This is a genomic window from Planococcus lenghuensis, from assembly GCF_001999905.1.
Classification (GTDB): Bacteria; Bacillota; Bacilli; order Bacillales_A; family Planococcaceae; genus Indiicoccus; species Indiicoccus lenghuensis.
In genome coordinates this window covers 2,970,686-2,997,165 of the sequence record NZ_CP019640.1, presented here as the reverse complement: position 1 = coordinate 2,997,165, position 26,480 = coordinate 2,970,686, and the positions used below count along the sequence as shown (strand labels likewise).

The following is a 26,480-nucleotide window of genomic DNA, read 5'->3' as shown; positions in this document are numbered from 1 at the left end:
ACACGGAATGCACGAATTCAACGAAACCTTCATGCAGATTTTACTGCTGCTTGCCATTGCCATTGCAGTCATTGGCATTGCAAGAAAACTTAACCAGCCGGACACGATCGCGCTCGTGCTTGTTGGCCTGGTTCTCGGAATCACCAGTTTTCCATTTATCGACCGGGCAGAAGCGTTCATTACGCAATCGAACGTCTTTCAAATTATCATCATTTCATTATTCCTGCCGATTTTATTAGGGGATGCGACATTGAAACTGCCGTTTCATCATTTATATGCACGCCGGAAAACGGTCGTCGGCATGGCGCTCGGCGGTACGCTCTTGTCGTTTCTCATCATTGGCTTCAGCACCCATTATTTGATCGGCTTGCCGATTGCGGTTGCTTTCACATTCGCAGCGCTCATGAGTGCGACCGATCCTATTTCCGTGCTGTCCATCTTCAAATCGGTCGGTGTATCGGAAAAGCTGTCGACCATCATGGAAGGCGAATCGCTGTTCAATGACGGGATTGCCGTCGTGCTGTTCCAGATTTCTTCTCTTTATTTACTTACATACTTGGAAATGGGTTGGGCTGGACTCGGAAGCGGCATTTGGATGTTCCTGCGCTTTGCTATTGGCGGCGTTTTGGTAGGCGTCATCCTTGGCTTCATCTTCTCCCAAGTGATTCGCTTCTACGATGATTATCCGTTTGAAATCGCCGTTTCCGCACTGTTATTCTTCGGCAGTTTCTTCATTGCGGAACAGCTGCACGTTTCAGGCGTTATCGCCGTTGTCGCCGGCGGCTTCGTCTTTGGTGACTATGGCGGTAAAATCGGCATGTCGGAGATTACCGAGCGCAATATCAATTCATTTTGGGATGTTATCGGACTTATTGCGAATGCGCTGATTTTTCTTATCGTCGGACTGGAAATCCGCAATATCGACTTTACCGGACAATGGGGTGTCATCCTGCTGGCCATCGTAATTGTGGTCGGTGCGAGAATTATTGCCTTGTTCCTCAGCACGATGCCGGCAAAGGAACTGAACCGGAAAGAGCGGATTCTATTGAATTGGGGCGGATTGAAAGGCAGTCTATCCATCGCGTTGGCGCTCAGCCTGCCGCCGGCATTTGAAGGGCGGGAGACGATCCTGCTGCTGACATTCGCGGTTGTGCTGTTTTCCTTAATCGTCCAAGGGCTGACCATCAAACCGCTGATCCGGAAACTCGGACTTTGATAAAATGAATTAAGCGATTTAAACGGGAAGGTGTGGCGGCGGCCATGCCTTCTTTTCTGTACCGGGTGCGTTAGCCTATAATAAAGACTGCAGATTAAGGGAGGAAGAAGGATGGATCGATTAGTACGAGAAATCGCGGATTGGCTCAATGCTGCTGACAGACGGCTGGTTATCGGCATTTCAGGGCACGGGGCGGCCGGGAAAACGACTTTTGCGAATGGGCTGATGAACCGGCTGAACCGGGAGCAAGTAAATTACATGAACACGGATCCGTATATTATCAGCTCGAACGTGCGGAAGCACACACGGATTTCCTATACATACGAGAACGAAGAACATCAGGACAAAATGACAGCGTGCCACCCGGCAGCCCATCATGTGGCCGCTTTAGAGCGGGATATCCGAATGCTCCGCCCAGGACTTGACGTCTTTACAATCGATACGTCGTTCATGAAAAGTGAAGTGCTGTCTGCGGACAGGAATGTGGCGATTGTCGAAGGGATGTCTGTCGCCTTCAGCAATCCGGATTTATTCGACTTGAACCTCTACGTCTACACGGACGGGGATACGGAATTTCAGAGAAGATCCGGTCGTGATATCAAAGAAAGGGGCATGGACCTGACGTATTTGCGGCAGTCCCACGCCGAGCGCCGGATTCAGTATGAAGTGTTCATGCATACGTACAGCGCACAATTCGATATCATTATCAACAATTCCAATGACGCAGCACGAGTGGAGAAGAATTCGCTGAATTCATTTCAAAGGCCCGGTACAGAGAATTGAATCTTCTGCATCCCCGTCTTAATATGATTGAAAACCACAATTCCGTCGCGCTATAATAAGAAGGTTATCATTCAGCGGAGGGAGGCGGCCGGCGATGCGAACACCGGTGAAAATCAGACTTACAACGACCATCCAGCAGCCCGGAACGGAAGCGGAAACGTTTGAACTGTGGTCATCGGGGACGATGACGGTCAAAAACGGCCAGCGGTACCTGCAGTATGAGGAAAAACAGGATGAGCTCGATATCAGGACGACCGTGAAGATTGGAGAAACGGAAGCGCTGATTCTGCGGAGCGGCGGACTTGATATGCGACTGCCGTTTTTATTGGACGCGGAGCAGCAGGGCAATTATACAAACGAACAAGGCACATTTTTGCTGACGACGGCGACCCATGAATTAGTCGCAAGTGACACCCGGTTTTTCGTCCATTATGATCTGGCGATGGGCGCTTCAGCGGTCGGTGAATATAAAATGGAAATCATATACACGGAGGTTACATCATGAATGCAGTAGAACAGGCACAGCAGGCGATCAAGGACGCGTTCGCCGAGGCCGTCAAGAAAGCGGGACTTACGGACGAACCGGTTGATGTGCAGCTGGAAGCACCGAAAAATAAAGAAAACGGCGACTATGCAACGAATATTGCGATGCAGCTGACACGCATTGCGAAAAAGCCGCCGCGTGCCATTGCGGAAGCGATTCTGGAAAATCTGGATAAAGACGCGGCGAATATCAAGACGATCGATGTGGCGGGTCCCGGCTTCATTAACTTAACAATCAAAAAAGATTATTTGCTTGAAGCGGTCCAGGCAGTACTTGAACAGCAGGACGATTACGGCCGTTCGAATGCAGGTGGCGGTGAGAAAATCCAAGTGGAGTTCGTGTCCGCAAATCCGACAGGCGACCTGCACCTCGGGCACGCGCGTGGCGCGGCAGTCGGCGATTCCCTGAGCAACGTGCTAGATTTTGCCGGGTATGACGTGTCCCGGGAATATTACATTAACGATGCAGGCAATCAAATCAACAATCTTGCCAAGTCGCTTGAAGTCCGGTATTTTGAAGCGCTCGGCATCGATGCGGAGATGCCGGTTGATGGTTACCAGGGGCAAGACATTAAAGACATCGGCAAACAGCTGGTGGAAAAAGTGGGCGATAAATATGTCCATACGTCACCGGGCGAACGCATTAACGCAATGCGCGAGTACGGACTGAAAGTGGAACTCGCGAAACTGCAGCAGGATCTGGCGGATTTCCGCGTGCGATTCGATGTGTGGTTCTCGGAGACGTCCCTTTATAAGAACGGCAAAATTGAAGAAGCGCTCAATAAATTGCGAGACAACGGCTATATTTATGAAGAAGACGGCGCCACATGGCTGCGCTCGACCGATTTTGGCGATGACAAGGATCGGGTGCTGATCAAGCAGGAAGGGTCATATACGTACCTCACGCCGGATATCGCCTATCATCAGGATAAGCTGCAGCGCGGGTTCGATAAGCTTATCAATATTTGGGGAGCGGATCATCACGGCTATATCCAGCGCATGAAAGCGGCGATCGAAGCGCTAGGCTACGGGCCGGATACGCTCGAAGTGCTCGTATCGCAAATGGTGCACTTGTACAAAGACGGCGAAAAAGTGAAGATGAGCAAGCGGACCGGCAAAGCCGTGACGATGCGTGAGCTCGTCGAGGAAGTCGGCTTGGATGCTGTCCGGTATTTCTTCGCGATGCGCTCCGTCGATTCCCATATGGATTTCGATTTGGACCTGGCAGTATCCCAGTCGAACGACAATCCGGTGTATTATGCGCAATATGCCCATGCCCGCATTTGCTCGATTCTCCGCCAGGCGGATGAACAAAAGGTTGCCGCATCGACAGATAACCTGCATTTATTGACTGAAGAAAAGGAAATCGATGTGCTGAAGAAAATCGGCGACTTCCCTCAGATTACAGCAGAAGCGGCAAAACACCGGGCACCTCACCGCATCACGACGTACATCCACGAACTGGCGGCTGCATTCCACAGCTTCTACGGTGCGCACAAAGTGGTGGATCCGGAAAATCCGGAACTGACCGGCGCCCGTCTGGCATTGGCAGTGGCCGTGAAAACGACGATTGCCAACGCGTTGCGGCTCGTCGGTGTCGCAGCTCCGGAAAGAATGTAGTGCGGATTCCGGTTTTTGGTGTATAATAAACAACTGAACAATAGAATTTGACAGCATAAAGGTGCCTGCCGCTGAACACGGCAGGTTAAAAGGGAAGCCGGTTCAATTCCGGCGCGGTCCCGCCACTGTAAGTGTGAGCTGTCTGCAAAAACCACTGAAGCAATTGCTTCGGGAAGGTGCAGACTGCCTTGATCACGAGCCAGGAGACCTGCCTTTATGAGCCACACCCAAGAGCCTGCGGGAAACAGGCTGAGTGCGCGTAGTTCTTTCACGTGACTTTCAGCGTCTCCCGCATGCCCGCGGGAGACGTTTTCTATTTGAATTGGAGGAGAAAATATGAAGAGTTATTGGAAATTCGGAATGAGCAGCGCGGTTGCTGCGATGGTGCTCGCCGGCTGTGGGGATACTGCGGAAGAGACTGAAGTGACAGAAGAGGAAGTTGAAGTCACCGAAGAAGAAACTGAAGTCACGGAAGAAGAAACAGAAGTGGTGGAGGAAGAGGCGGAACCTGTTGAAGAGGAAGCTGCGGCTGAGGAGGTAGCCTATCCGCTGACTGTCACGGATGTAACGGGTGAAGAAGTCGTGATTGAAGAAGAGCCGGATGCAATCGTATCTTTGATTCCTTCTAATACGGAAATTGCTTATGCGCTTGGCGAAGGTGAAAATATCGTCGGTGTCTCCGACTTTGCGAATTATCCGGAAGAAGTGGCTGACGTAGAGAAAGTCGGCGGTCAGGAATTCAACGTGGAAAAAATCGTAAGTCTGCAACCGGATATCGTCTTGGGGCATGAATCCGGACTGGGATTGGGAACTGCAGGCTATCAGCAGCTGCGTGACGCCGGTATTCCGGTATATGTAGTAGACGATGCGACGAATTTCGAAGAAGTATACGCTTCGATTGAAGCAATTGGTCAATTGACAGGGGAAACGGCAGCTGCGGAAGAAATCGTAGCGCAAATGCAGGAAGAAGTCACAGCAATTGCCGAACAGGCAGCGCAAGTGGAAGAGCCGAAATCCGTATTTGTTGAAGTGGCCGGAACGCCGGACATTTATACGACCGGATCAAATACATTCATGCACGAGATGCTGGAAATTATCAACGCTGAGAATGTCGCCGGTGACCAGGAAGGCTGGATTAATGTGGATCCGGAACAAATCGTCGAATGGAATCCGGAAGTTATTTTGACGACATATGGCGCATTCGTTCCGGATGCAGTGGAACAGGTAATGTCCCGAGAAGGATTTGGTACAGTGCCGGCCGTGGAAAATGAAGCGGTAATCGATGTCAATTCAGATCTCGTTTCCCGTCCAGGTCCTCGTCTGACAGAAGGGCTTCAGGCTATTGGGGAAGCTGTCTATCCGGAAATTTACAGTGAGTAAAACAGCAATTGCCTACATCGTTTCCTGCCTGTTATTGGCAGGATCGGTGGTTCTGGGCGTGACAGTCGGGACAGTCCCGATTCCATTCCATATCTTGTGGAATCCGGGAGCAGATGAAACGGCTGCGAGTATTTTGTGGGATATCCGGATGCCGCGGGTTATATTGGCCGGACTTGTAGGGGCATCCCTTGCAATCGCCGGTGCTGCATTCCAAGGGTTGCTTCAGAACCCATTGGCGGATCCATACACGCTCGGAGTGTCGTCCGGTGCCTCAGTCGGCGCTGTGACGACGCTTTTTTTCGGTCTTTCCATTCCGGTTTTAGGACTGTTCACACTGCCGGTGATGAGCATGACCGGTGCACTGATCACCATGATTGCCGTGATCGGATTCGCCCAATTGGTGGATAAAGCGATGAAGATGGAGACTGTCATTCTGACGGGAATCATCTTCAGCGCCTTTCTTGGATCGGTCATTTCCCTCGTTGTCGCCCTGAGCGGCGAGGAGCTGCGCCAGATTATCAGCTGGCTGCTCGGCAGCGTATCAATGCGTGGCTGGCCGCATGTCTGGATGGTGTTGCCGTTTGTGTTCATCGGTTCATTTATGCTGTGGTTGAACCGCCGGGAGCTGAATGCCATGCTGTTCGGGGAAGACCGGGCGAGGCATTTGGGCGTGGATGTCCGGAAACGGAAGCTGGTGATCTTGGTCGGCGGTTCGCTTTTGACCGGTGCTGCCGTAGCGGTATCCGGTACGATCGGTTTTGTCGGCCTCGTCGTGCCGCATATGGTCCGCCTGCTTTGGGGAGCGGATCATCGGCATGTGCTTCCGCTGTCATTTATTAATGGAGCGACGCTGCTCGTTTTATGTGATTTTGTCTCAAGAACAATCATTTCGCCGTCGGAACTGCCGATCGGCGTCATTACGGCATTGCTCGGGGCACCGGTATTTGCGTATATTTTCTTCCGGCAAAGACAAGGGAGGGCTTAATGTGCTGAAGATTACAGAGTTAACCGGCGGGTACGGCGGACGTGAAATCATCCGACGCATCTCTTTTGAAGTGGAAAAAGGGCAAGTGCTGGGCATTCTCGGGCCGAATGGCAGCGGGAAATCCACGCTGATGAAAATGATCAGCGGCGTGCTGCCGGCGAAATCCGGAACCATCGAGATCGGCGGGAGGCGGCTGGCCCAATTCGGAGCGAAAGAACTGGCCCGGCAAATGGCGGTCCTGCCGCAGCTTCATCCGCATGCCTTTTCGCATACCGTTCAGGAAACCGTGGCACTCGGCCGCTATCCGCATCAGGGCGGCTGGCTGTCCGGATGGTCAGCACAAGATGAAGCTGCCGTGCAGGAAGCGATGCAGCTGATGGATATCACCCGCTACAGCCGGACGCTGCTCGATCAGCTGTCGGGTGGTGAACAGCAGCGGGTGTTTGTAGCTCAGGCACTGGCGCAGGATGCGCCGGTCCTGCTGCTCGATGAACCGACCAACCATCTCGATATCAATCACCAGAAAGAACTGCTCGATACAATAAAAAAACAAGCAATTGATAAAGGATTGACAGTGGTGTCAATTTTCCATGATGTGAATCTAGCTTCCATGTACTGTGACCAGCTGTTACTGCTGAATGAAGGAGAAGTTGCGGGATATGGAGAGCCACACGAAGTCGTGAAAGAAAAAGAGATCCAGGCGGTGTACCGGACCCGCATCAGCAATCACCCCCACCCGGAGCTGCCGAAACCGCAGATCACCCTGCTTCCGGAAGTGAAGCGGCAATCGGCGCGGACACGCATCCATGCCGAAGACCTGAAGCTGTCTGTTGATATGGTGACACTGGAAAGCCCGGTTCCATTAAAGACCGTTTCGTCAGCAGTCGTCAATGCGGGCGCCGGCTGGTATCGGACATTCCTGAACCGCCATGTGTCCGTGGATTATAATTGCGATGACAGCACGGCAGAAATGACGGCTTTCATTGAAAAATGCGGCTATAAAGTGACGGATACCGTTGCCATGATGACGGCGGTCAGGACAGAAGACGCAATCGTTAAGGAATACGAGGGGGCATTCGGATCGGTTATCATCGCTGTCACAGCCGGCGTTGGAAACGCGGTGGATGTCTCGCGTGCTGCTGAGCGCGCTGTGCAGGTGGGCACGATCAATACGTGGGTACTCGTGAACGGCACACTGTCGGATGAAGCGTTCATCCAGGCGATGATCACAGCGACCGAAGCGAAAACAAAAGCGCTCTTCCAGGAAGAAGTGCGGGATCCGCTGACGAACACAATCGCTACAGGTACATCGACGGACAGCTGTCTGATCGCTGCAACCCAGCAAGGAGAGAAGCTGCCGTATGCCGGACCGGTGACTGAACTTGGTGCGCTCATCGGTACGGGGGTATTTGAATGTACGGTGGAAGCGATCCGGCTGTATATGGAAGCGAAACAAAAATGGTAAGTCATATTTTCGCCATCGCAGCCGGTTTTCTCCTGGACCGCCTCATTGGTGATCCGCCGGGCTGGCCACATCCGGTAAGGTGGATCGGCACCTTGATCGCGCGATTGACGAAAAGATGGAACCGGCCGCCGCATGCATTCCGCAACGGATTTTTTCTGGTCCTGACAGTGACGGCAGCCGCAACCGGTATAGCTGCCTCCATTGTCTGGGCGGCATCAGCTGTCCATTGGATGGCCGGATTCGCTGCTGAAACGCTTTTGATCGCTTCGGGATTGGCACAGAAAAGTCTGCGGGATGCGGCCGCCGATGTTTATCATCCGCTTGCCGCGCAGGATTTCGGGACAGCGAGGGAAAAATTATCCTGGATTGTCGGGCGGGACACGAGAGAACTGGACGAAAGTGAAATTGTGCGCGGTGTGGTTGAAACGGTCTCGGAAAACACAAGTGACGGTGTGACCGCCCCCTTGTTTTGGGCTTTTTTACTTGGAGCGCCGGGCATCTGGCTGTACAAGGCCGTCAATACGTGTGACTCGATGGTGGGCTATAAAAATGAAGCCTTTCAGCATTTTGGCTTTGCTTCGGCAAAACTGGATGATGTGCTGAATTACGTGCCGAGCCGGCTGACCGGGGCATTATTGCTGCTGGCGACCAGGAATGAACGGCAGCTGACCATCCGGCAGCGCTTCACTGAATGGATGCGGGATGCCCGGAAGCATCCGAGCCCGAACAGCGGCTGGCTGGAAGCGGCGACCGCTGTTCAACTCGGCATCCGGCTCGGCGGCACCAATACATATAACGGTGCACCATCCGTTCGAGCACATATGGGCACACTGGTATTCCCGCTTGAAGCAAAGCATATCCCGCAAACCGTCACACATATGCATCGGGTATCTTTGCTGTTTTTACTGATTTTTGCGTTAGGAGGGCTGTGCATTGAATTTGCCGGACCATGGAGCTAACCCGCTCCGTCTTTATAAAGAATTGAATCTGGAACCGCCGGTGCGGCTTTTGGACTTCAGTGAGAATGTCCATCCGTTCGGGCCGCCTGACTTCATCCGCCAGCAATGGCCGGCGCTGCTGCCGGCCATCACCCGCTATCCGGACCCGGCAGCCGAACCGTTCCGGACGGCTGCCGCTTCTTTTCATTCCGTCAGTCCGGACCAAGTCGCTGCCTCAAATGGCGCTGCGGAAGTGTTCACGTGGCTTGCCCGCCGTTACCGCGGAAAGCGGGTGCTGCTCGCGGAGCCGGCATTTTCTGAATACCGGAAAACGCTGGAAGCGGAAGGGGCACAAGTGAAAACGATTCAGCTGGAGGCGGATGACGCCTGGGCATTGCCGGTTAATGAGCTGGCTCCCTTACTGGCTGATTGCGCGGCTTTCTATATTTGCAATCCGCATAATCCGACCGGTGCGCTGATCCGGCCTGAGGACATGAAACGGATTGCCGGCATATGCAGGACGGCCGATTGTGAGCTCGTCATTGATGAAGCGTTCATGGATTTTGCCGGAGAGGCCTTTTCCTTTGTTCCGCAACTGTCCGCCAATCCGCATGTAACAATCATCCGTTCCATGACGAAGATGTACGCATTGCCAGGACTGCGCCTTGGCTATGTTCTTGGCCAGGGGGATGTAATTAGAGAACTCACAGCCGGCGCGGCGCACTGGAATGTGAATGCACTGGCAGCGGCAATCGGGGCGCAATGCTTCAAAGAAAGCGGGTACCGGCGGATGATTCGGGAAGCGGCTGTGGCGGAACGGCAAAAGATGACCGCATTTCTCTCAGGCGCGGGCTGCAAAGTGACAGATTCTGCAGTGAACTTTCTGTCATTCCGTTTGCCTCCATCGTATGATCCCGCCCGTTTTTTAAAAGATATGTTGCAAAGAGGTTTGATTCTCCGGCATACCTATTCATTCAACGGAATGGACGGGGAATGGTTCCGGATCGGCATGAAATCATCGGCTGATATGGAAGCCTTACGGGAGGCGATCGCCGGATGGCTGCGGGGAAATTAATTTTTGTGTGCGGCGGCGTCAGAAGCGGTAAAAGCAATTATGCTGAAAAGAGAATCTTGGAAGTGGATTCAGCCCGCCGGATTTATATTGCGAGCGGCAAGGCGAGCGATGCTGAAATGGAAGCGCGAATCCAGCGGCATCGCAATGAACGGGAAGGACTAGGCTGGCTGACGATCGAGCAGCCGACCGACCTTGCTCAGACCATATCTCATTTGAAAAAAGGGGATGCTGTACTTTGGGATTGCCTGACCACCTATTTGGCAAACGAGCTATACGATGGCTGGGAGACAGGTGCCGAATGCGCAACCATTCCCGGCTGCATGGACAGGAAATGGCGATTGCTGCAGGAGGCGATCCGAAATATACGCGAGATAGCTGGGCTTGTGGTTATCGTATCCAATGAAGTGCTGGATGAACCGGTCCAAAGCGAAATTTATCAGCGCTGGCTCGGCATGATGCACCGATGGCTCGCCGCTGAAGCGGATGAAGCGATCGAAATTGAATTCGGAATGGCACAGAAAAGGAAGTGAACCGGTGAAAGGGATTATGATTCAAGGCACTTCATCTGACGTCGGCAAGAGCATGATCTGCACGGCGTTATGCCGGATTCTGTCTGATGAAGGAAAACAGGTGGCGCCATTCAAATCACAGAACATGTCAAATAACTCGTACGTGACAGTGCTCGGTGAAGAAATCGGCCGGGCGCAGGGCGTACAGGCAGAAGCAGCCCGAACGGTGGCCACGGTTAATATGAATCCGATTCTTTTAAAACCGGAAAGCGATATGCGCTCCCAAGTCATCCTGTTCGGTAAAAAGCGGCAGGCGATGGATGGCATGGCGTACCGGACGGATTTTTACGAAGAAGGGCTGACGGCGATCGACCGGGCGCTTCAAGCGCTCGGTCAGACCTACAGTCATATCGTCATCGAAGGAGCCGGAAGCCCGGCGGAAGTGAATCTGAATGATCGGGAACTCGTGAACATGTCAGTTGCCGAGCGGGCGGATGTGTCAGTTATCCTGGTCGCTGACATTGAACGGGGCGGTGTATTCGCATCCATTGTCGGTACGCTTGCCCTCATGCCAAATCCCGAACGCGTCAAAGGTCTGCTGATCAATAAATTCCGGGGGGATATCCGCTTGTTTGAAGATGGTGTGGCGTTTCTGGAATCCTATACGGGTATCCCTGTGCTGGGCGTTATTCCGTATTCGCCGGATCACGGCATCGAACAGGAAGATTCGCTCGGTGTCAGTTCGGTCCGGTCTTCTTCGGAATCGCGCCCGATAGATCTGGCCGTTTTGCACCATCCGTATCTGTCGAATTTCACCGATCTCGAGCCGCTGCTGCAGGAACCGGATGTTGCGGTCAGATGGGTCCGCACCACTCGTGAAATCGGCAAACCGGATGTGCTTGTGCTGCCAGGGACGAAAAGCACGATCGCGGATCTGAGGCACTGGAAACAACAGGGACTTGCAGCGATGCTGAAAGATCTGTCACCGGATACCTTGATAATTGGTCTATGCGGCGGTTTCCAGATGATGGGTGCCAGCCTGAAGGATCCGGAAGGGTTTGATGGACTGCCGGCAGCCGATGAAGCGGGATTCGGACTCATTCCTGGAATGGAAACCCGTTTTTCAGCTGACAAGTATGTGAAAAGACGGAGCGGCAAGGCGTTGTTTCCAACAGGACTAGTGGACGTTGAAGGGTACGAAATCCATACAGGAGTATCCTCGAAGACAGAAGCGCCGTTCATCATATATGACGGTGCGGCAGAAGGTTATTGGCGCGAGGGTATCATCGGCACGCATTTGCATGGTTTATTTGACCGGCCGGACTGCCGGCGGGCATTTCTTGCGCCGATCCGGAAACGAAAAGGATTATCCGAGCCGCCTGCAGTGGATCCGGTCGACCGCTACGATTTGTGGGCAGAACACGTAAAATCGCATATTGACTGGCAGGCGGTCAGTCAGATGATGGAGGAGGAAAGCTGATGCGGCAGTGGGTTATCGGCATGGCGCTGGCCATTCAGTTTTTCTCGTCCATTCCGGTGAACCGGCAGCTGCCGATGGACCGGAAAAGTATTACGGGGATGTACGCCGCGTTGCCGGTTCTCGGTGCCGGTATGGGCGGTACGTTGGTTCTTGCAGTTTTTCTTTTCACGGAAACAATGCAGTTCAGCGGTTTGTTTGTAGCCTTTTTGCTGGTTCTGTTAAGCGCTGTCTTAACCGGCGGGCTGCATCTGGATGGGCTTGCGGATACAGGCGATGCCTTCTTTTCTTATCAGGAGCAGGAAAAGCGGCTGGCCATTTTAGAAGACCCGAGAATCGGTGCGTTCGGCACATTGACGCTGATATTCGCGCTTCTCGGGAAACTGGTGATCATTGCGGAAATTATTCCTGATGTGCCGCTTTTGGCGGTAGCGGCTGTTCCGGTTCTTTCACGGATCGGTCTGCTGCTGTTGTTCAGCGGAACCGCCAGCACGAAGAACACCGGCCTGGCCGCTTTTTTCATGCAGCACGCAAACCGGCGACTGCTCCAGTTCCTGGCGACACTGTACTTATTGATCGTCATTGCGGCAGGTGCACTGCTGAATTATGCATTGCCGTTACTTATACTCAGCAGCATTCTGCTGGTGTCATTATTATGGTACCGGCGCTGGTGCAGCCGCCATTTTGGCGGCGTAACCGGTGATTTATTCGGGGCATATATTGAAGGGACGGAATTGCTGCTATGGACAGTGCTTTTATTCTTAAATTAATCCGGCATGCACCGACGGCCGGCAATAAAGCAAAAAAATACATTGGCTGGACCGATGAAGCGGTAGTGCCATTCCAGGCGCTGCCTGATTTCACAGTTCAAGAGATATGGGGCAGCGATCTGCAGCGCTGCCGACAGACGGCGGACCAGCTGTTTCCGGCAGCGCAGTACCGTGTGAATCCGGATTGGCGGGAATGCTATTTCGGCTCCTGGGAAGGAAAAACCTATGCGCAGCTCGAATATGATGAAACGTATCAGCGCTGGCTGAATGATCCAAATGAAGTCGCTCCTCCAGGCGGTGAACGCTTATCGGATGTAGCGGAACGCGTCAATCGCGCCGTTCGTGCATTGCCGCATGGCAAAGAACACATTGTGATCACCCACGGCGGTCCGATCCGTCTGCTGCTCAAGCAGGGAAATGGCGGATCTTTTTGGGAACAGCCCGCCCGGCATGGTATTTGTTATACACTTACATGGAACAGCCGGAAGGAATGTGAGGAGGGAGCGCGATGCATATCATATTCGGCGGCGCCTATAACGGCAAGCGGGAGTATGTGAAACGGCAGCTTACAGGATGCCGGTACAGCTGGTATGAGGGAAAGCTGCCCGATAAGGCTGATGGGCTGCCCGTGATAGCGGGCGTGGAACAATGGATAAAACAGCAACTGGAAGCCGGTTCGACGGAAAACGCAGTGGCAAGGGATGCGCTGAAAGCGGTGCAGGACAATCAAATCTGGATTCTCACCGATCTTCATCGCGGAATTGTGCCGATCGATCCGCTTGAACGGAAAATGCGGGATGCGACAGGCCGGCTCTACCAGCGGTTATTCAGCCAAGCAGCCGGCGTTACCCGTATTTGGTACGGTATTCCACAAATTTTGAAAGGGGATGAACCACTTGAAGATTTATACAAAAACAGGAGATAAGGGGCAGACTAGTTTGATCGGTGCCCGGGCAGACAAGGATGCACCGCGCATCGAAGCATACGGAACCATTGACGAAGTGAATTCCTTTATCGGAAAAGCTATGACTGAACTTGACGAAGCGCGGTACGCAGACCTGCTTGAGGACCTGGAAAACATTCAGAACGAGTTATTTGACTGCGGCGGCGATTTGGCTGATGTACGAAAGTCGCCGAAATATAAAATGACGGATGAGCCGGTGGAAGTGCTGGAAAAACGAATCGATGAGCTGATGGAAGAACCGCCTTTACTGGAACGCTTCATCCTGCCGGGCGGTGCGCCGGCTGCTGCGACGCTGCATATTGCACGGACGGTGACCCGGCGTGCTGAACGGCAGACCGTAACGCTGATGAAAGCGGATGAAAACGTTCCCGCCGTAGTTCAGCGCTATTTGAACCGGCTATCGGATTATTTATTCGCAGCGGCCCGGGTCATCAATTCCAGGGCCGGCATTCCGGATAATGAATATGTAAGAAGTGCAAAAGTGTTCAAGAACAATGGACGCGCTAAAAAAGCGGAAGAATGAACATCCGGACATTGACGGCAGCAGCGATGTTCATGAGCCTGTCGGCGGTCGGCGGGATGCTGAAGCTGCCAGTCGGACCCTCATCCATCGCCTTTGACTCCTTTCCGGCGCTGGTTGCCGTACTGTTTCTGTCGGCACCGGTTGCCGGGATTGTCGGCGCAGGCGGACATTTGCTGTCAGCTCTCTATGGCGGAATGCCGCTCGGACCGTTCCATTTCCTGATCGCAGCGGAAATGTTCATAGTTGTTTTCGGTTTCGCCAAACTGAATGAGATTGGAATCCCCGGTTTGAAATGGCTGTTTTTTGTGTTAGGTAACGGGATTATTGCCGCTGTGCCATTCTATTTTCTGCTGTCACCCGCCTTTTTCTTTGCCGCTGTACCGGGCCTGCTGCTTGCAGCAGCGGGAAATGCACTGGCTGCCGGGTTGGTGCTGCCGGTTTTATTGAATAGGAAATCGAGGGATAAGACATGCGGCATGCATTGAACGCCTCGGAATGGATCATTACAGCTGATAATTCAGCAGGCATTGGAAACAAGCCGCAAGATGTGGTGCGGGCACCGGATAAACTGGTTGCAAAACTGGCGGCCCGGGTCGCATTGCTCGAACAATGGGCGGCTGGAAGCGAACCGGAAGCAGTGATCATGCAAAATTTCAGCGGAAAAACTCACTGGCTCCGGTATATGGCCGGTCTTGACGAACTGTTTAGTGAGGCGCAAACAGTGACGCCTCCAATTTCAGGAAGTTCCGAAACGAATATGACGACGATGCAGTCCGGCATCGGAGTGGTAATGTTCGGCCGGCAGCACACACAGCTTCCTGGTTGGGCTGATTTGCATTGGTACGTCTATGGGGTGCCGCTTGTCGGGGAAGATGTCCTGACTAAGACCGGGCTGATGGCGGATCTCGGCAAGATTCGAAATGCATTTAATGAGAATGCGATCACTCGGATATGGCCGGTTGGATCAAAAGGCGTTGCTCATGAAGCACAGCAACTGACAGGGCGCAGCGGCACTGTTTTAGCCGGAACGCTTGATGTGGACGCGTCCGGCGGTCCGGCAACATGCGTGCTTGTCGGCTCAGTGTTGCAGGATGTTAAAGAACTCCAGCAGCATTTGGGCACAGCGGTCGTCCCGCTCGTTTTTTATGAATAAACACCAATCTGAGACCAGCCCCTGTGGTTGGTCTTTTTATGTTATTGCGAGTTTGCCGGGACAAGTGCTTTTATTGCAAATAAAGAAGGGGGGATTCGCAAGTAACCATAGGAATTTCACAAGTATTTATAGCTTTGCAAGTAACAATTATCCCCTTCTAAGAAACAGTCTTAACCCTTTCTGAAAATCAACTGCTGACTTGTACAAAACTCCTATGAAGAAAAGTCAGGCAACTCTTTCAACTTTACCATTGACTGAATGCTCATTCAGTTTTAAACTAGAAGTAGTTATCGACATCTGTAAAGCTTTCTTGTAAACTTGTTGAAAGCTTTCAGGAAATTTCAAACCTTTGAAGGAGGCAACGCGATGGAGCCGCTGCTCATTGCTAACTGGATTTTATTTCTCTCTGTAACCGCTTACGGAATTTATCTGTTTCTTTACGTGCTCAAAACGCGTCGCGATTTCATAAAGCTCGGCAAGAAAGCCGAGTTTGAAGAGAACGTTCGGGAACGTATGCGTAAAATCATGGTCAACGTGTTCGGCCAGAAAAAATTGCTGAAGGATAAGAAGAGCGGATCGATTCATGTCATGTTCTTCTATGGCTTCCTGCTCGTGCAGTTCGGAGCGATTGATTTCATTATCAAAGGCCTTAATCCGGGTACGCATCTGCCGTTCGGCCCGCTGTATCCGGCGTTCACGCTGTTCCAGGAAATCGTGACATTCGTAATTCTTGTTGCTGTCGTCTGGGCATTCTACCGCCGCTACATTGAGAAACTTGTCCGTCTGAAGCGCACATGGAAATCAGGTCTTGTGCTCATCTTTATCGGCGGTCTCATGGTTTCTGTACTGGTCGGAAATGGCATGTCGCTTGTATGGCTGGATCATCCGACTGGCTGGACGGAGCCGATTGCTTCAATTGTCGCTACATTATTTGGCTGGGCAGGGGAAACGTTCGCGATTACTGTGTTCTATATTGCCTGGTGGGTACACTTGCTGTTCCTGCTCGCGTTCCTTGTGTACGTGCCGCAGTCGAAACACGCACACCTCATTTTCGGACCGGTCAACACGTATTTCCACCGGCTGGATCATGTCGGACGTCTTAAGCCGCTCAATTTTGAGGACTTGGAAGACGACGAGTCTGACGAAATGCCGACATTCGGCGTCGGAAAAGTGACCGACTTTAACCAGGCGCAAATGATCGACTTCTATGCCTGTGTTGAATGTGGCCGCTGTACGAATATGTGTCCGGCAACCGGAACAGGGAAAATGCTGTCACCGATGGATCTCATCGTGAAGCTGCGGGATAACCTGACGAATACCGGCGCTGTACAGACGAAACAAAAGCCGTGGGTGCCTGCGTTTTTATTCGGTAATACACAGGGCAATCAGCTGGCGCTGGCCGCCGGTGCTGAAGGTGCCGTCATCGATGACATCTACAACCCGTCCCTGATCGGCGATGTTATCACGGAAGAAGAAATCTGGGCGTGCACAACGTGCCGGAACTGTGAAGACCAGTGCCCGGTTATGAACGAGCATGTCGATAAAATCATCGATCTCCGCCGTTATCTTGTTATGACAGAAGGCCGCATGGATAAAGATGCACAACGCGCGATGACAAACATCGAAAAGCAAGGCAATCCATGGGGACTGAACCGGAAAGAGAAAGAAAACTGGCGCGATGAGCGTCCGGATATCTCAATCCCGACGGTGAAAGAACTGAAAAAAGCCGGTGAAGACTTCGAGTACCTCTTCTGGGTCGGATCAATGGGCGCATTCGACAGCCGTTCGCAGAAAATTGCGCTGTCATTCGCTAACCTGATGAACGAAGCTGGCGTGAAATTCGCGATTCTCGGCAATAAAGAAAAGAATTCCGGTGATACACCACGCCGTCTCGGAAACGAGTTTTTATTCCAGGAACTGGCGACGGAAAATATCAAGGAATTTGAAAAGAACGATGTGAAGAAGATCGTCACAATCGATCCGCACGCCTACAATATCTTTAAAAATGAATATCCGGATTTCGGATTCGAAGCGGAAGTATTCCACCATACGGAAATGCTGTTCGACCTCGTGCAGGAAGGCCGTCTGAAACCGAAATTCCGGGTTGATGAAAAAATCACATTCCATGATTCCTGCTACCTCGGCCGTTACAACGGCGTCTATGACGCACCGCGGGAAATTCTCCGTGCGATTGAAGGCGTGGAACTCGTTGAAATGGTCCGTAACCGTCAGGACGCCATGTGCTGCGGAGCCGGCGGCGGGCTGATGTGGATGGAGGAAGATGTAGGGAATCGCGTGAATGTAGCGCGGACGGAGCAGGCATTGGCTGTCAGCCCGAGCATGATTTCTTCCGGTTGCCCATACTGCCTGACCATGCTGTCAGACGGCACAAAAGCGAAGGAAGTTGAAGAAATGGTCGGCACTTATGACGTTGCGGAAATTCTGGAACGGGCTGTCATCGGTGAACCGACTGCACCGACTGCACCGGAAGAAGAGCCGGTCGTTCAATAACCATTGCCGAAGTTGAAGTGATTCGGTACAATAAGAGTAATCAGAAAAAGGGAGTGGATCAGCTCCCTTTTTTTCTGCCATTATTCCGAGCGAGCGTTCAGTCACTATTTTTTGAGCTTTTTTGTATGCGTTTACATTAGGAGGAGGAGAATTAACATGCCAAAAACCGTAATTTTGGATGGAGCCCGCACCGCTTTCGGCAAATTCGGAGGAAACTTAAGTTCTTTAACTGCAAGCGATCTTGGTGGATACGCAATCAAGGCAGCGCTCGAGCGGGCCGGTGTCAAACCCGAAGAAGTCGATGAAGTTATCATGGGGAACGTATTGCAGGCGGGGCAGGGGCAGATTCCATCCCGCCAGGCAGCTGACAAAGCCGGCATCCCATTTGACGTGAAAACAGAAACGATCAATAAAGTCTGCGCGTCCGGTATGCGCTCCGTTACGCTTGGCGATCAGCTCATTCGTCTCGGTGACGAAGAAGTGATCGTCGCAGGCGGCATGGAATCGATGTCCAATGCGCCGTATTATTTACCGAAAGCGCGCTGGGGCCTGCGCATGGGCAATGCCGAAGTGGTGGATGGCATGGTGTATGACGGACTCAGCTGTTCATTCAGTCCGGAGCGCGTCCATATGGGCACCTACGGGAACGAAACTGCCGAAAAATTCGGCCTGTCGCGGGAAGAGCAGGACAGTTGGTCATACCGTTCCCATGACCGCGCCGTCAACTCCCGTGAACTGCTGGCTGAGGAAATTGCGCCGATCGACATCCCGCAGCGCAAAGGTGATCCGATTACAGTGGATACGGATGAAGCGCCGCGTGCCGACACCTCCGTCGAGTCGCTTGCAAAACTGCGGCCGGCATTCGGGAAAGACGGCACAATCACTGCGGGCAACGCACCGGGCGTCAATGATGGCGCCGCTGCATTCGTCCTCATGAGTGAAGAACGCGCAAAACGGGACGGAAAGACCCCGCTCGCTTATGTGCTCGGACACGCTGAAGTGGCAGTTGAACCGAACCGATTCCCGGAAACCCCGGGTCTTGTCATCAATAAATTACTGGAGAAAACCGGCAAGACGCTTGAAGACATCGATTTATTTGAAATCAATGAAGCATTCGCGGCAGTTGCACTCGCCAGTTCGAAAATCGCCGATCTTGACGCGGAAAAAGTGAACGTCAATGGAGGATCCGTCGCACTCGGACATCCGATCGGCGCAAGCGGCGCGCGCATCGTGCTGACACTTGCTTATGAGCTGAAGCGCCGCGGCGGCGGCATCGGCATCGCATCCATCTGCTCAGGCGGCGGACAAGGTGATGCCATCATGATTGAAGTACCGAAACAGGGGGCTCAGTAATGACAATTGAAAACGTAATGGTCATCGGAGCAGGCCAGATGGGATCCGGTATCGCTCAGGTTTGCGCGCAAGCCGGCTTTAATGTGACATTGAACGATATGAAAGAAGAAGCCTATAACCGCGGCATTCAAGGCATCACGAAAAACTTATCCCGCGATGTAGAAAAAGGGCGCAAAACGGAAGAAGAGAAAGAAGGGATTCTCGGCCGCATCACCAAATCGCTCGATTTAAACGATGCGAAAAACGCAGACATCGTCATTGAAGCGGCAGTCGAAAACATGGACGTTAAACATTCCATCTTCAAAACACTGGATGCGGCGGCACCCGAACATGCCATTCTCGCAACGAATACATCTTCGCTGCCGATTACGGAAATCGCAGCGGCGACGAACCGGCCGGAACGGGTGATCGGCATGCATTTCATGAATCCGGTCCCGGTCATGCAGCTTGTCGAAATTATCCGCGGGCTTGCCACGACGGATGAAGTGTACACAGCAGTTGAAGACATGACAACGAAACTCGGCAAGACGCCGGTCGAAGTGCAGGACTTCCCGGGCTTCGTCTCCAACCGGATTCTTATGCCGATGATCAACGAAGCGATTTTCACGCTGCAGGAAGGCGTCGCCTCGAAAGAAGCGATCGACAGCGTCATGAAACTCGGCATGAATCATCCGATGGGCCCGCTTACGTTAGCGGATTTCATCGGCTTGGATACCTGTCTCTACATTATGGAAATCCTGTACGAAGGCTTTGGCGACAGCAAATACCGCCCGAGCCCGCTTCTCCGGAAATACGTCGCAGCCGGCTGGCTCGGCAAGAAAACCGGAAGAGGGTTCTACGACTATAGCTGATGGCAGGTGAACGGGAATCCGCGTTCAGGCAGGTCTAATCCGCGTTCAGAGGTGCCTAATCCGCGTTCAGAGGTGCCTAATCCGCGTTCAGCCATTCAAGCACGACCAATTCGAACCATTTTAGGAGGCAATCCTTCATGGAGTTGCGTTTTACAGATGAACAGCGCATGATGCGCGACATGGTCCGCGATTTTGCAAAAAAAGAAATCGAGCCGTTCATTCCACGGATGGAAGCAGGAGAGTTCCCGCGCAACATTTTAAACAAAATGGGGGAACTCGGACTGATGGGAATCATCGTCCCGGAGAAATACGGCGGATCGGAAATGGACTTCACGAGCTATATCACGGCGATCCATGAATTGTCAAAAGCGAGTGCGACGGTCGGTGTTATCCTGTCTGTTCATACATCCGTCGGAACGACGCCGATCCTCAATTTCGGAACGGATGAACAGATTCAGAAATACGTGCCGCGTCTCGCATCCGGTGAGCACCTCGGTGCTTTTGCCCTGACGGAACCGTCCGCCGGATCCGATGCCGGAAGCCTGAAATCGCGTGCGGTCTTCAAAGGCGATGAGTACGTCATCAACGGTTCCAAAGTCTTCATTACAAATGGCGGTGAGGCGGATGTCTACATTTTGTTCGCGTCAACGGATCCCGAAAAAGGCTCCCGTGGCATCTCGGCGTTTATTGTTGAAAAGGATTTTCCGGGACTGATCATCGGAAAAGATGAACGAAAACTGGGACTTCACGGTTCCCGGACGGTGCAGCTGACGCTTGAAGATTTGCGCGTGCCGAGAGAGAATTTGCTTGGCAATGAAGGCGAAGGCTTTACAGTGGCAATGGCCAACCTCAATTGCGGGCGGATCGGCATTGCGGCCCAGGCGCTCGGCATCGCGGAAGCGGCACTGGAATACGCGGTGGCGTATGCAAAAGAACGGGAACAATTCGGCAAACCGATTGCGGCGAACCAAGGCATCGGCTTCAAACTTGCCGATATGGCGACCGATGTGGAAGCGGCCCGGCTCCTCGTTTACCAGGTTGCAGATCTGTACGGCCGCGGAAAAATCTGCAATAAAGAAGCGTCGATGGCGAAACTGTTCGCCTCACGCGCGGCAACAAAAGTGGCGATCGACGCCGTCCAAGTGTTCGGCGGCTACGGCTATACGGAAGAATATCCTGTGGAGCGGCTGTTCCGCGACGCAAAAATCACAGAGATTTATGAAGGCACAAGTGAAATCCAGCGGCTTGTCGTATCCAAACAGCTGCTCAAATGACCGGGAGGGAACCTAATAATGAATTTTCAACTGTCTGAAGAACATGAAATGATCCGTAAAATGGTGCGTGATTTTGCGCAGAACGAAGTGGCGCCGACTGCAGAAGAGCGCGATGAAGAAGAACGCTTTGACCGTGATATTTTCGATAAAATGGCGGAACTCGGCCTGACCGGGATTCCATGGCCGGAAGAGTACGGCGGAAGCGGCATGGATTTCCTCGCTTACTGCATCGCGGTGGAAGAATTGTCACGTGTCTGTGCCTCGACAGGCGTTACATTATCCGCACACACATCGCTGGCCGGCTGGCCGATTTATAAATTCGGCAATGAAGAACAGAAACAGAAATACCTCCGTCCGATGGCGGAAGGCAAAAAAATCGGGGCATATGGCCTGACGGAACCGGCTTCCGGATCGGATGCGGGCGGCATGAAAACGAACGCGAAACGCGATGGTGATGATTACATCCTGAACGGTTCGAAAATCTTCATTACAAACGGCGGCATCGCTGATATCTACATCGTCTTCGCGATTACGGAAGAGGAAAGCAAACCGACGGCATTCATCATTGAAAAAGAATTTGAAGGCTTCTCGGTCGGCAAGAAAGAAAAGAAACTCGGCATCCGCTCGAGCCCGACAACAGAAATCATTTTCGATAATTGCCGCGTGCCGAAAGAGAACGTGCTCGGCGAACTGGGCAAAGGCTTCAAAATTGCCATGCAGACACTCGATGGCGGACGCAACGGCATCGCAGCACAGGCAGTCGGCATCGCTCAAGGCGCACTCGACGCGGCGGTCGGCTACGCGAAAGAGCGCGAGCAATTCGGCAAGCCGATTGCAGCGAACCAAGGCGTATCGTTCAAACTCGCGGATATGGCCACGTCCATCGAAGCTTCCCGCCTCCTGACATATCAGGCGGCATGGCTCGAATCGAATGATTTGCCGTACGCGAAAGCATCCGCCATGGCGAAATTGATGGCCGGCGACACGGCGATGGATGTCACGGTAGAAGCGGTCCAGGTATTCGGCGGGTATGGCTATACGAAAGATTATCCGGTGGAGCGTTATATGCGCGATGCAAAAATCACCCAGATTTATGAAGGCACCCAGGAAATCCAGCGCCTTGTCATTTCACGGATGCTGACGAAGTAACCGGAGGTGGAGGTATGGCTGAAAAGCGGGAAATCCAATCGTCCGTAAAAGACGAAACACTCATTGAAAAACGGCGTACCCAGATGATCAGCGGCGCGGTCATGCTGTTCAAGGAAAAAGGGTTCCACCGCACGACGACGCGGGAAATTGCAAAAGCAGCCGGCTTTTCGATCGGCACGCTGTACGAGTACATCCGCACGAAAGAAGATGTGCTGTTTCTCGTCTGTGATGCCATTTACGATGAGGTGCATGCCCGTCTTGATTCACTGACACACGGCGCCCCCTCGGCACAGGCACTGAAAACGGCGATCCGCAATTATTATTTGCTGATCGACGACATGCAGGATGAATTTGTCGTCATGTACCAGGAGTCGAAATCATTGCCGAAAGATGCGCTGAAATATGTGCTCGATAAAGAAGTGGAAATGGTGGCGATTTTTGAACGGCTGCTGGAAGAAAGTGTGCGGAGCGGTGAATTGACACTCTCGGCGAAAGAAGTGAAACTGGCAGCTCATCATTTAGTGGTGCAGGGCCAGATGTGGGCGTTCCGGCGCTGGGCTTTGCACGGAGACTATACGATTGAACAATTTATCGATACCCAGACGGAATTGCTCTTCAACGGAATCACGAAAGCAGATCAGTACGTGAAAGGAGAATCCCGATGACAACAGCGGCAAAAAAGCAAGAAACGTATAAGCCGACGAACCATATCCGCTTCGTGACAGCTTCAAGCCTGTTCGACGGCCATGACGCGTCGATCAACATCATGCGCCGGATTTTACAGGGCAGCGGCGTCGAAGTTATTCACCTCGGCCATAACCGATCCGTGGAAGAAGTCGTGAATGCGGCCATTCAGGAGGACGTTCAAGGCATCGCCATTTCCTCTTACCAAGGCGGCCATGTGGAATATTTCAAGTATATGCACGACTTGCTGCAGGAAAAAGGCGCGCCGCATATCAAGATTTTCGGCGGAGGCGGCGGTGTTATCCTGCCGCGCGAAATCAAGGAATTGCACGATTACGGCATCACAGGCATTTATTCGCCGGAAGACGGGCGTACGAAAGGCCTGCAGGGCATGATCGATGACATGGTGCAAAAATGCGATTTCTCAACAGCGGATAAGACGGAACTGACACTGGACGGCGTATCCGCGGAAACGCCGGAAAAACTGGCGCCGCTCATCACAGCGGCGGAAGAAGCGCATACAAAAGGCGGCGACACGAAAAAACTGCTTGAAGAAGCGCGTGCGCAGTCAAAAAACACACCGGTCCTCGGAATCACCGGAACAGGCGGCGCCGGGAAAAGTTCATTAACTGATGAATTGATCCGCCGCTTCCTGTCCGAATTCCCGGACAAGCGGGTGGCCATTCTGTCGGTCGACCCGACGAAGCAGAAAACGGGCGGCGCGCTGCTTGGCGACCGGATCCGGATGAACGCGATTTTCAATAAACGCGTGTTCATGCGTTCGCTCGCAACACGCGGTTCGAAATCGGAGCTGTCGGGAGCGATCAATGATGTGCTTGATGTCGTCAAAGCAGCCGGCTACGATATGATCATCGTCGAGACGAGCGGCATCGGGCAGGGCGATGCGGATATCGCCGAAATCGCCGATGTGTCAATGTACGTCATGACAAGCGAGTTCGGGGCACCGTCCCAGCTCGAGAAAATCGACATGATCGATTATGCGGATTTGATTGTCATTAATAAATTCGAGCGCAAAGGCTCGGAAGATGCGTTGCGCCAAGTGCAGAAGCAGTATCAGCGTTCTCATCTGTTATGGGATCAGGAACTCGATGCGATGCCGGTATACGGCACGATTGCGAGCCAGTTCAACGATAAAGGCACGAACTCATTGTTTGCGGCACTCGTCGGGGAACTCAATGAAAAACTGGGGACCGACTGGGAAACGAGCTACGAGCAGTTCGTGAAAACCCAAAAGCAGAACGTCATCATCCCGAATGACCGCCGGCATTATTTGCGTGAAATCACCGATACGGTCCGCGGTTATCATGCCAAGTCGGAAGAGCAGGCGGATTTCGCCCGCCGGCTGTTCCAGCTAGAAGGCGCAATCGATGAAGTGGAGAAAAAGAATCCGGATGAGGCGCTTGTGGCGTCACTCGAATCTTTGGCAGAAGGTATTCGTGATGAACTGACCGCCGAATCGAAACGGATCCTCGATAATTGGGCAAAGCTGAAGGAAGCCTATACCGGAGATGAATTTGTCACAACAGTGCGCGACAAAGAAATCCGGACGATCCTCCGGACAGAAAGCCTGTCCGGCTTGAAGATTCCGCGGGTTGTGCTGCCGAAATTCAAGGATTACGGTGAAATCCTGCGCTGGGTTTACGCGGAAAACGTACCGGGTTCATTCCCTTACACAGCCGGCGTATTCCCGTTCAAACGGGCGGGGGAAGATCCGAAACGCCAGTTTGCAGGCGAAGGCACACCGGAGCGGACGAACCGCCGTTTCCATTACCTGTCGAAAGACGATGATGCAAAACGGCTGTCGACGGCGTTCGATTCAGTGACCCTGTACGGCGAAGATCCGGATCACCGGCCGGATATTTACGGAAAAGTCGGCGAGTCAGGCGTATCGATCTGTACGCTTGAAGACATGAAGAAACTGTATGCCGGTTTCGATTTATGTTCACCGACCACATCCGTCTCGATGACGATCAACGGGCCGGCGCCGATCATCCTCGCGATGTTCATGAACACGGCGATCGATCAGCAAGTCAAAAAACGCGAAGAAGAACTTGGCCGCATGCTGAACATGGACGAATTCACGGAAGTGCGCGAAGCGACGCTCCAAGTCGTGCGCGGTACGGTTCAAGCGGACATCCTGAAAGAAGATCAGGGGCAGAACACGTGCATCTTCTCGACGGAATTCGCGCTGCGTATGATGGGCGACATTCAGCAATACTTCATCGATCACAAAGTGCGCAATTATTACTCGGTGTCGATTTCGGGCTACCATATCGCCGAAGCGGGCGCGAACCCGATTTCCCAGCTCGCGTTCACACTGTCGAACGGTTTCACATATGTCGAATACTATTTAAGCCGCGGTATGCACATCGATGATTTTGCTCCGAATCTGTCGTTCTTCTTCTCGAATGGCCTCGATCCGGAATATACCGTCATCGGTCGTGTGGCGCGTCGCATCTGGGCCGTTACGATGCGTGACAAATACGGCGCAAATGAACGCAGCCAGAAGCTGAAGTATCACGTGCAGACGTCGGGCCGTTCCCTGCACGCACAGGAAATCGACTTCAACGATATCCGCACAACGCTGCAGGCGCTGATGGCGCTGCAGGATAATTGTAATTCATTGCATACAAACGCATACGATGAAGCGATCACGACGCCGACGGAAGAATCCGTCCGCCGGGCGATGGCGATCCAGATGATCATCACGAAAGAGCACGGCCTGTCGAAAAACGAAAACCCGCTCCAAGGTTCGTTCGTGGTGGAAGAGCTGACGGAACTCGTCGAAGAAGCAGTGCTGCAGGAATTCGACCGCATCAACGACCGCGGTGGCGTATTGGGTGCAATGGAAACCCAGTACCAGCGCGGCAAGATTCAGGAAGAATCCATGTACTACGAAATGAAAAAGCACACCGGCGAACTGCCGATCATCGGAGTCAACACGTACATCAACCCGAATCCGACATCGGAAGACGAGATCAACTCCATGCAGATCGCACGGGCAGGGAAAGACGAGAAAGAAACGCAGATCAATAATCTTCGCGGATTCCAGGAGCGCCATGAAGATAAGACGGGAGAAGCGCTCAACCGGCTGAAAGAAGTCGCCAAAACCGGCGGCAACATCTTCGAGGAACTCATGGACACTGTGAAATACGCGAGTCTCGGTCAGATCACCACGGCATTGTACGAAGTCGGCGGACAATACCGTAGAAACATGTAATCAGGCAGTAAAACGA

At 52.7% G+C, this 26,480-nt stretch carries 24 protein-coding genes and 1 riboswitch; all 24 genes read left to right on the top strand.

The genetic code is table 11. The annotated features are described in order from the left end of the window. Positions 1–7 precede the first annotated feature (7 nt). Positions 8–1,216: a cation:proton antiporter gene (locus B0X71_RS15190; protein WP_077590212.1), complete on the top strand. Its 1,209-nt coding sequence runs from the start codon at positions 8–10 to the stop codon at positions 1,214–1,216. Between the two features lie 111 nt (positions 1,217–1,327). After that, on the top strand, positions 1,328–1,999 hold the full coding sequence (locus B0X71_RS15185) for a uridine kinase family protein (RefSeq protein ID WP_077590211.1): 672 nt from the start codon (positions 1,328–1,330) through the stop codon (positions 1,997–1,999). A gap of 94 nt (positions 2,000–2,093) precedes the next feature. Continuing rightward, positions 2,094–2,504: a YwiB family protein gene (locus B0X71_RS15180; protein WP_077590210.1), complete on the top strand. Its 411-nt coding sequence runs from the start codon at positions 2,094–2,096 to the stop codon at positions 2,502–2,504. Beyond that, on the top strand, positions 2,501–4,162 hold the full coding sequence (gene argS / locus B0X71_RS15175; protein WP_077590209.1) for an arginine--tRNA ligase: 1,662 nt from the start codon (positions 2,501–2,503) through the stop codon (positions 4,160–4,162). The genes B0X71_RS15180 and argS overlap by 4 nt, the downstream gene beginning before the upstream one ends. A 42-nt stretch (positions 4,163–4,204) precedes the next feature. Beyond that, a riboswitch (cobalamin riboswitch) is annotated at positions 4,205–4,392 on the top strand. 106 nt (positions 4,393–4,498) lie between these two features. Next, on the top strand, positions 4,499–5,542 hold the full coding sequence (locus tag B0X71_RS15170) for an ABC transporter substrate-binding protein (RefSeq protein WP_077590208.1): 1,044 nt from the start codon (positions 4,499–4,501) through the stop codon (positions 5,540–5,542). Next, positions 5,535–6,527 carry a FecCD family ABC transporter permease gene (locus B0X71_RS15165; RefSeq protein WP_077591030.1) on the top strand — a complete coding sequence of 331 codons (993 nt, stop codon included), beginning with the start codon at positions 5,535–5,537 and terminating at the stop codon, positions 6,525–6,527. The genes B0X71_RS15170 and B0X71_RS15165 overlap by 8 nt, the downstream gene beginning before the upstream one ends. Before the next feature lies 1 nt (position 6,528). Further along, positions 6,529–7,992 carry an adenosylcobinamide amidohydrolase gene (locus B0X71_RS15160; protein ID WP_077590207.1) on the top strand — a complete coding sequence of 488 codons (1,464 nt, stop codon included), beginning with the start codon at positions 6,529–6,531 and terminating at the stop codon, positions 7,990–7,992. Next, a complete protein-coding gene (gene cbiB / locus B0X71_RS15155; protein ID WP_077591029.1) occupies positions 7,986–8,951 on the top strand; it encodes an adenosylcobinamide-phosphate synthase CbiB in 966 nt (321 codons plus the stop codon). Before B0X71_RS15160 ends, cbiB begins: the two co-directional genes overlap by 7 nt. Continuing rightward, complete coding sequence (locus B0X71_RS15150; protein WP_077590206.1) at positions 8,926–10,005, top strand: pyridoxal phosphate-dependent aminotransferase; 1,080 nt, start codon at positions 8,926–8,928, stop codon at positions 10,003–10,005. Before cbiB ends, B0X71_RS15150 begins: the two co-directional genes overlap by 26 nt. Then, the gene (locus tag B0X71_RS15145) at positions 9,987–10,535 is read left to right on the top strand and encodes a bifunctional adenosylcobinamide kinase/adenosylcobinamide-phosphate guanylyltransferase (RefSeq protein WP_077590205.1); all 549 of its coding nucleotides are present in this window, start codon (positions 9,987–9,989) and stop codon (positions 10,533–10,535) included. Before B0X71_RS15150 ends, B0X71_RS15145 begins: the two co-directional genes overlap by 19 nt. 4 nt (positions 10,536–10,539) lie before the next feature. Beyond that, a complete protein-coding gene (locus B0X71_RS15140) occupies positions 10,540–11,994 on the top strand; it encodes a cobyric acid synthase (protein WP_077590204.1) in 1,455 nt (484 codons plus the stop codon). Beyond that, positions 11,994–12,761 carry an adenosylcobinamide-GDP ribazoletransferase gene (gene cobS, locus B0X71_RS15135; protein ID WP_156889888.1) on the top strand — a complete coding sequence of 256 codons (768 nt, stop codon included), beginning with the start codon at positions 11,994–11,996 and terminating at the stop codon, positions 12,759–12,761. Before B0X71_RS15140 ends, cobS begins: the two co-directional genes overlap by 1 nt. Next, positions 12,734–13,318, top strand: coding sequence for a histidine phosphatase family protein (locus B0X71_RS15130; RefSeq protein WP_077590202.1), 585 nt, complete (start codon positions 12,734–12,736; stop codon positions 13,316–13,318). Before cobS ends, B0X71_RS15130 begins: the two co-directional genes overlap by 28 nt. After that, positions 13,270–13,686 carry a bifunctional adenosylcobinamide kinase/adenosylcobinamide-phosphate guanylyltransferase gene (locus B0X71_RS15125; protein WP_077590201.1) on the top strand — a complete coding sequence of 139 codons (417 nt, stop codon included), beginning with the start codon at positions 13,270–13,272 and terminating at the stop codon, positions 13,684–13,686. The genes B0X71_RS15130 and B0X71_RS15125 overlap by 49 nt, the downstream gene beginning before the upstream one ends. Next, entirely contained in the window at positions 13,658–14,248 is a 591-nt protein-coding gene (locus B0X71_RS15120) for a cob(I)yrinic acid a,c-diamide adenosyltransferase (RefSeq protein WP_077590200.1), read from the top strand. The genes B0X71_RS15125 and B0X71_RS15120 overlap by 29 nt, the downstream gene beginning before the upstream one ends. Next, entirely contained in the window at positions 14,245–14,733 is a 489-nt protein-coding gene (locus B0X71_RS15115; protein WP_077590199.1) for an ECF transporter S component, read from the top strand. Before B0X71_RS15120 ends, B0X71_RS15115 begins: the two co-directional genes overlap by 4 nt. After that, on the top strand, positions 14,718–15,401 hold the full coding sequence (locus B0X71_RS15110) for a hypothetical protein (protein WP_077590198.1): 684 nt from the start codon (positions 14,718–14,720) through the stop codon (positions 15,399–15,401). The genes B0X71_RS15115 and B0X71_RS15110 overlap by 16 nt, the downstream gene beginning before the upstream one ends. Before the next feature lie 366 nt (positions 15,402–15,767). Continuing rightward, positions 15,768–17,912, top strand: coding sequence for a heterodisulfide reductase-related iron-sulfur binding cluster (locus B0X71_RS15105; RefSeq protein ID WP_077590197.1), 2,145 nt, complete (start codon positions 15,768–15,770; stop codon positions 17,910–17,912). A gap of 156 nt (positions 17,913–18,068) precedes the next feature. After that, on the top strand, positions 18,069–19,265 hold the full coding sequence (locus B0X71_RS15100) for an acetyl-CoA C-acetyltransferase (RefSeq protein ID WP_077590196.1): 1,197 nt from the start codon (positions 18,069–18,071) through the stop codon (positions 19,263–19,265). Continuing rightward, complete coding sequence (locus B0X71_RS15095; RefSeq protein WP_077590195.1) at positions 19,265–20,116, top strand: 3-hydroxybutyryl-CoA dehydrogenase; 852 nt, start codon at positions 19,265–19,267, stop codon at positions 20,114–20,116. The genes B0X71_RS15100 and B0X71_RS15095 overlap by 1 nt, the downstream gene beginning before the upstream one ends. A gap of 137 nt (positions 20,117–20,253) precedes the next feature. Then, entirely contained in the window at positions 20,254–21,390 is a 1,137-nt protein-coding gene (locus tag B0X71_RS15090) for an acyl-CoA dehydrogenase (protein ID WP_077590194.1), read from the top strand. A gap of 18 nt (positions 21,391–21,408) precedes the next feature. After that, entirely contained in the window at positions 21,409–22,539 is a 1,131-nt protein-coding gene (locus B0X71_RS15085) for an acyl-CoA dehydrogenase (protein WP_077590193.1), read from the top strand. 14 nt (positions 22,540–22,553) lie between these two features. Further along, entirely contained in the window at positions 22,554–23,204 is a 651-nt protein-coding gene (locus B0X71_RS15080; RefSeq protein WP_077590192.1) for a TetR/AcrR family transcriptional regulator, read from the top strand. Then, a complete protein-coding gene (icmF, locus tag B0X71_RS15075) occupies positions 23,201–26,464 on the top strand; it encodes a fused isobutyryl-CoA mutase/GTPase IcmF (protein WP_077590191.1) in 3,264 nt (1,087 codons plus the stop codon). The genes B0X71_RS15080 and icmF overlap by 4 nt, the downstream gene beginning before the upstream one ends. The last annotated feature ends 16 nt before the right edge of the window (positions 26,465–26,480 follow it).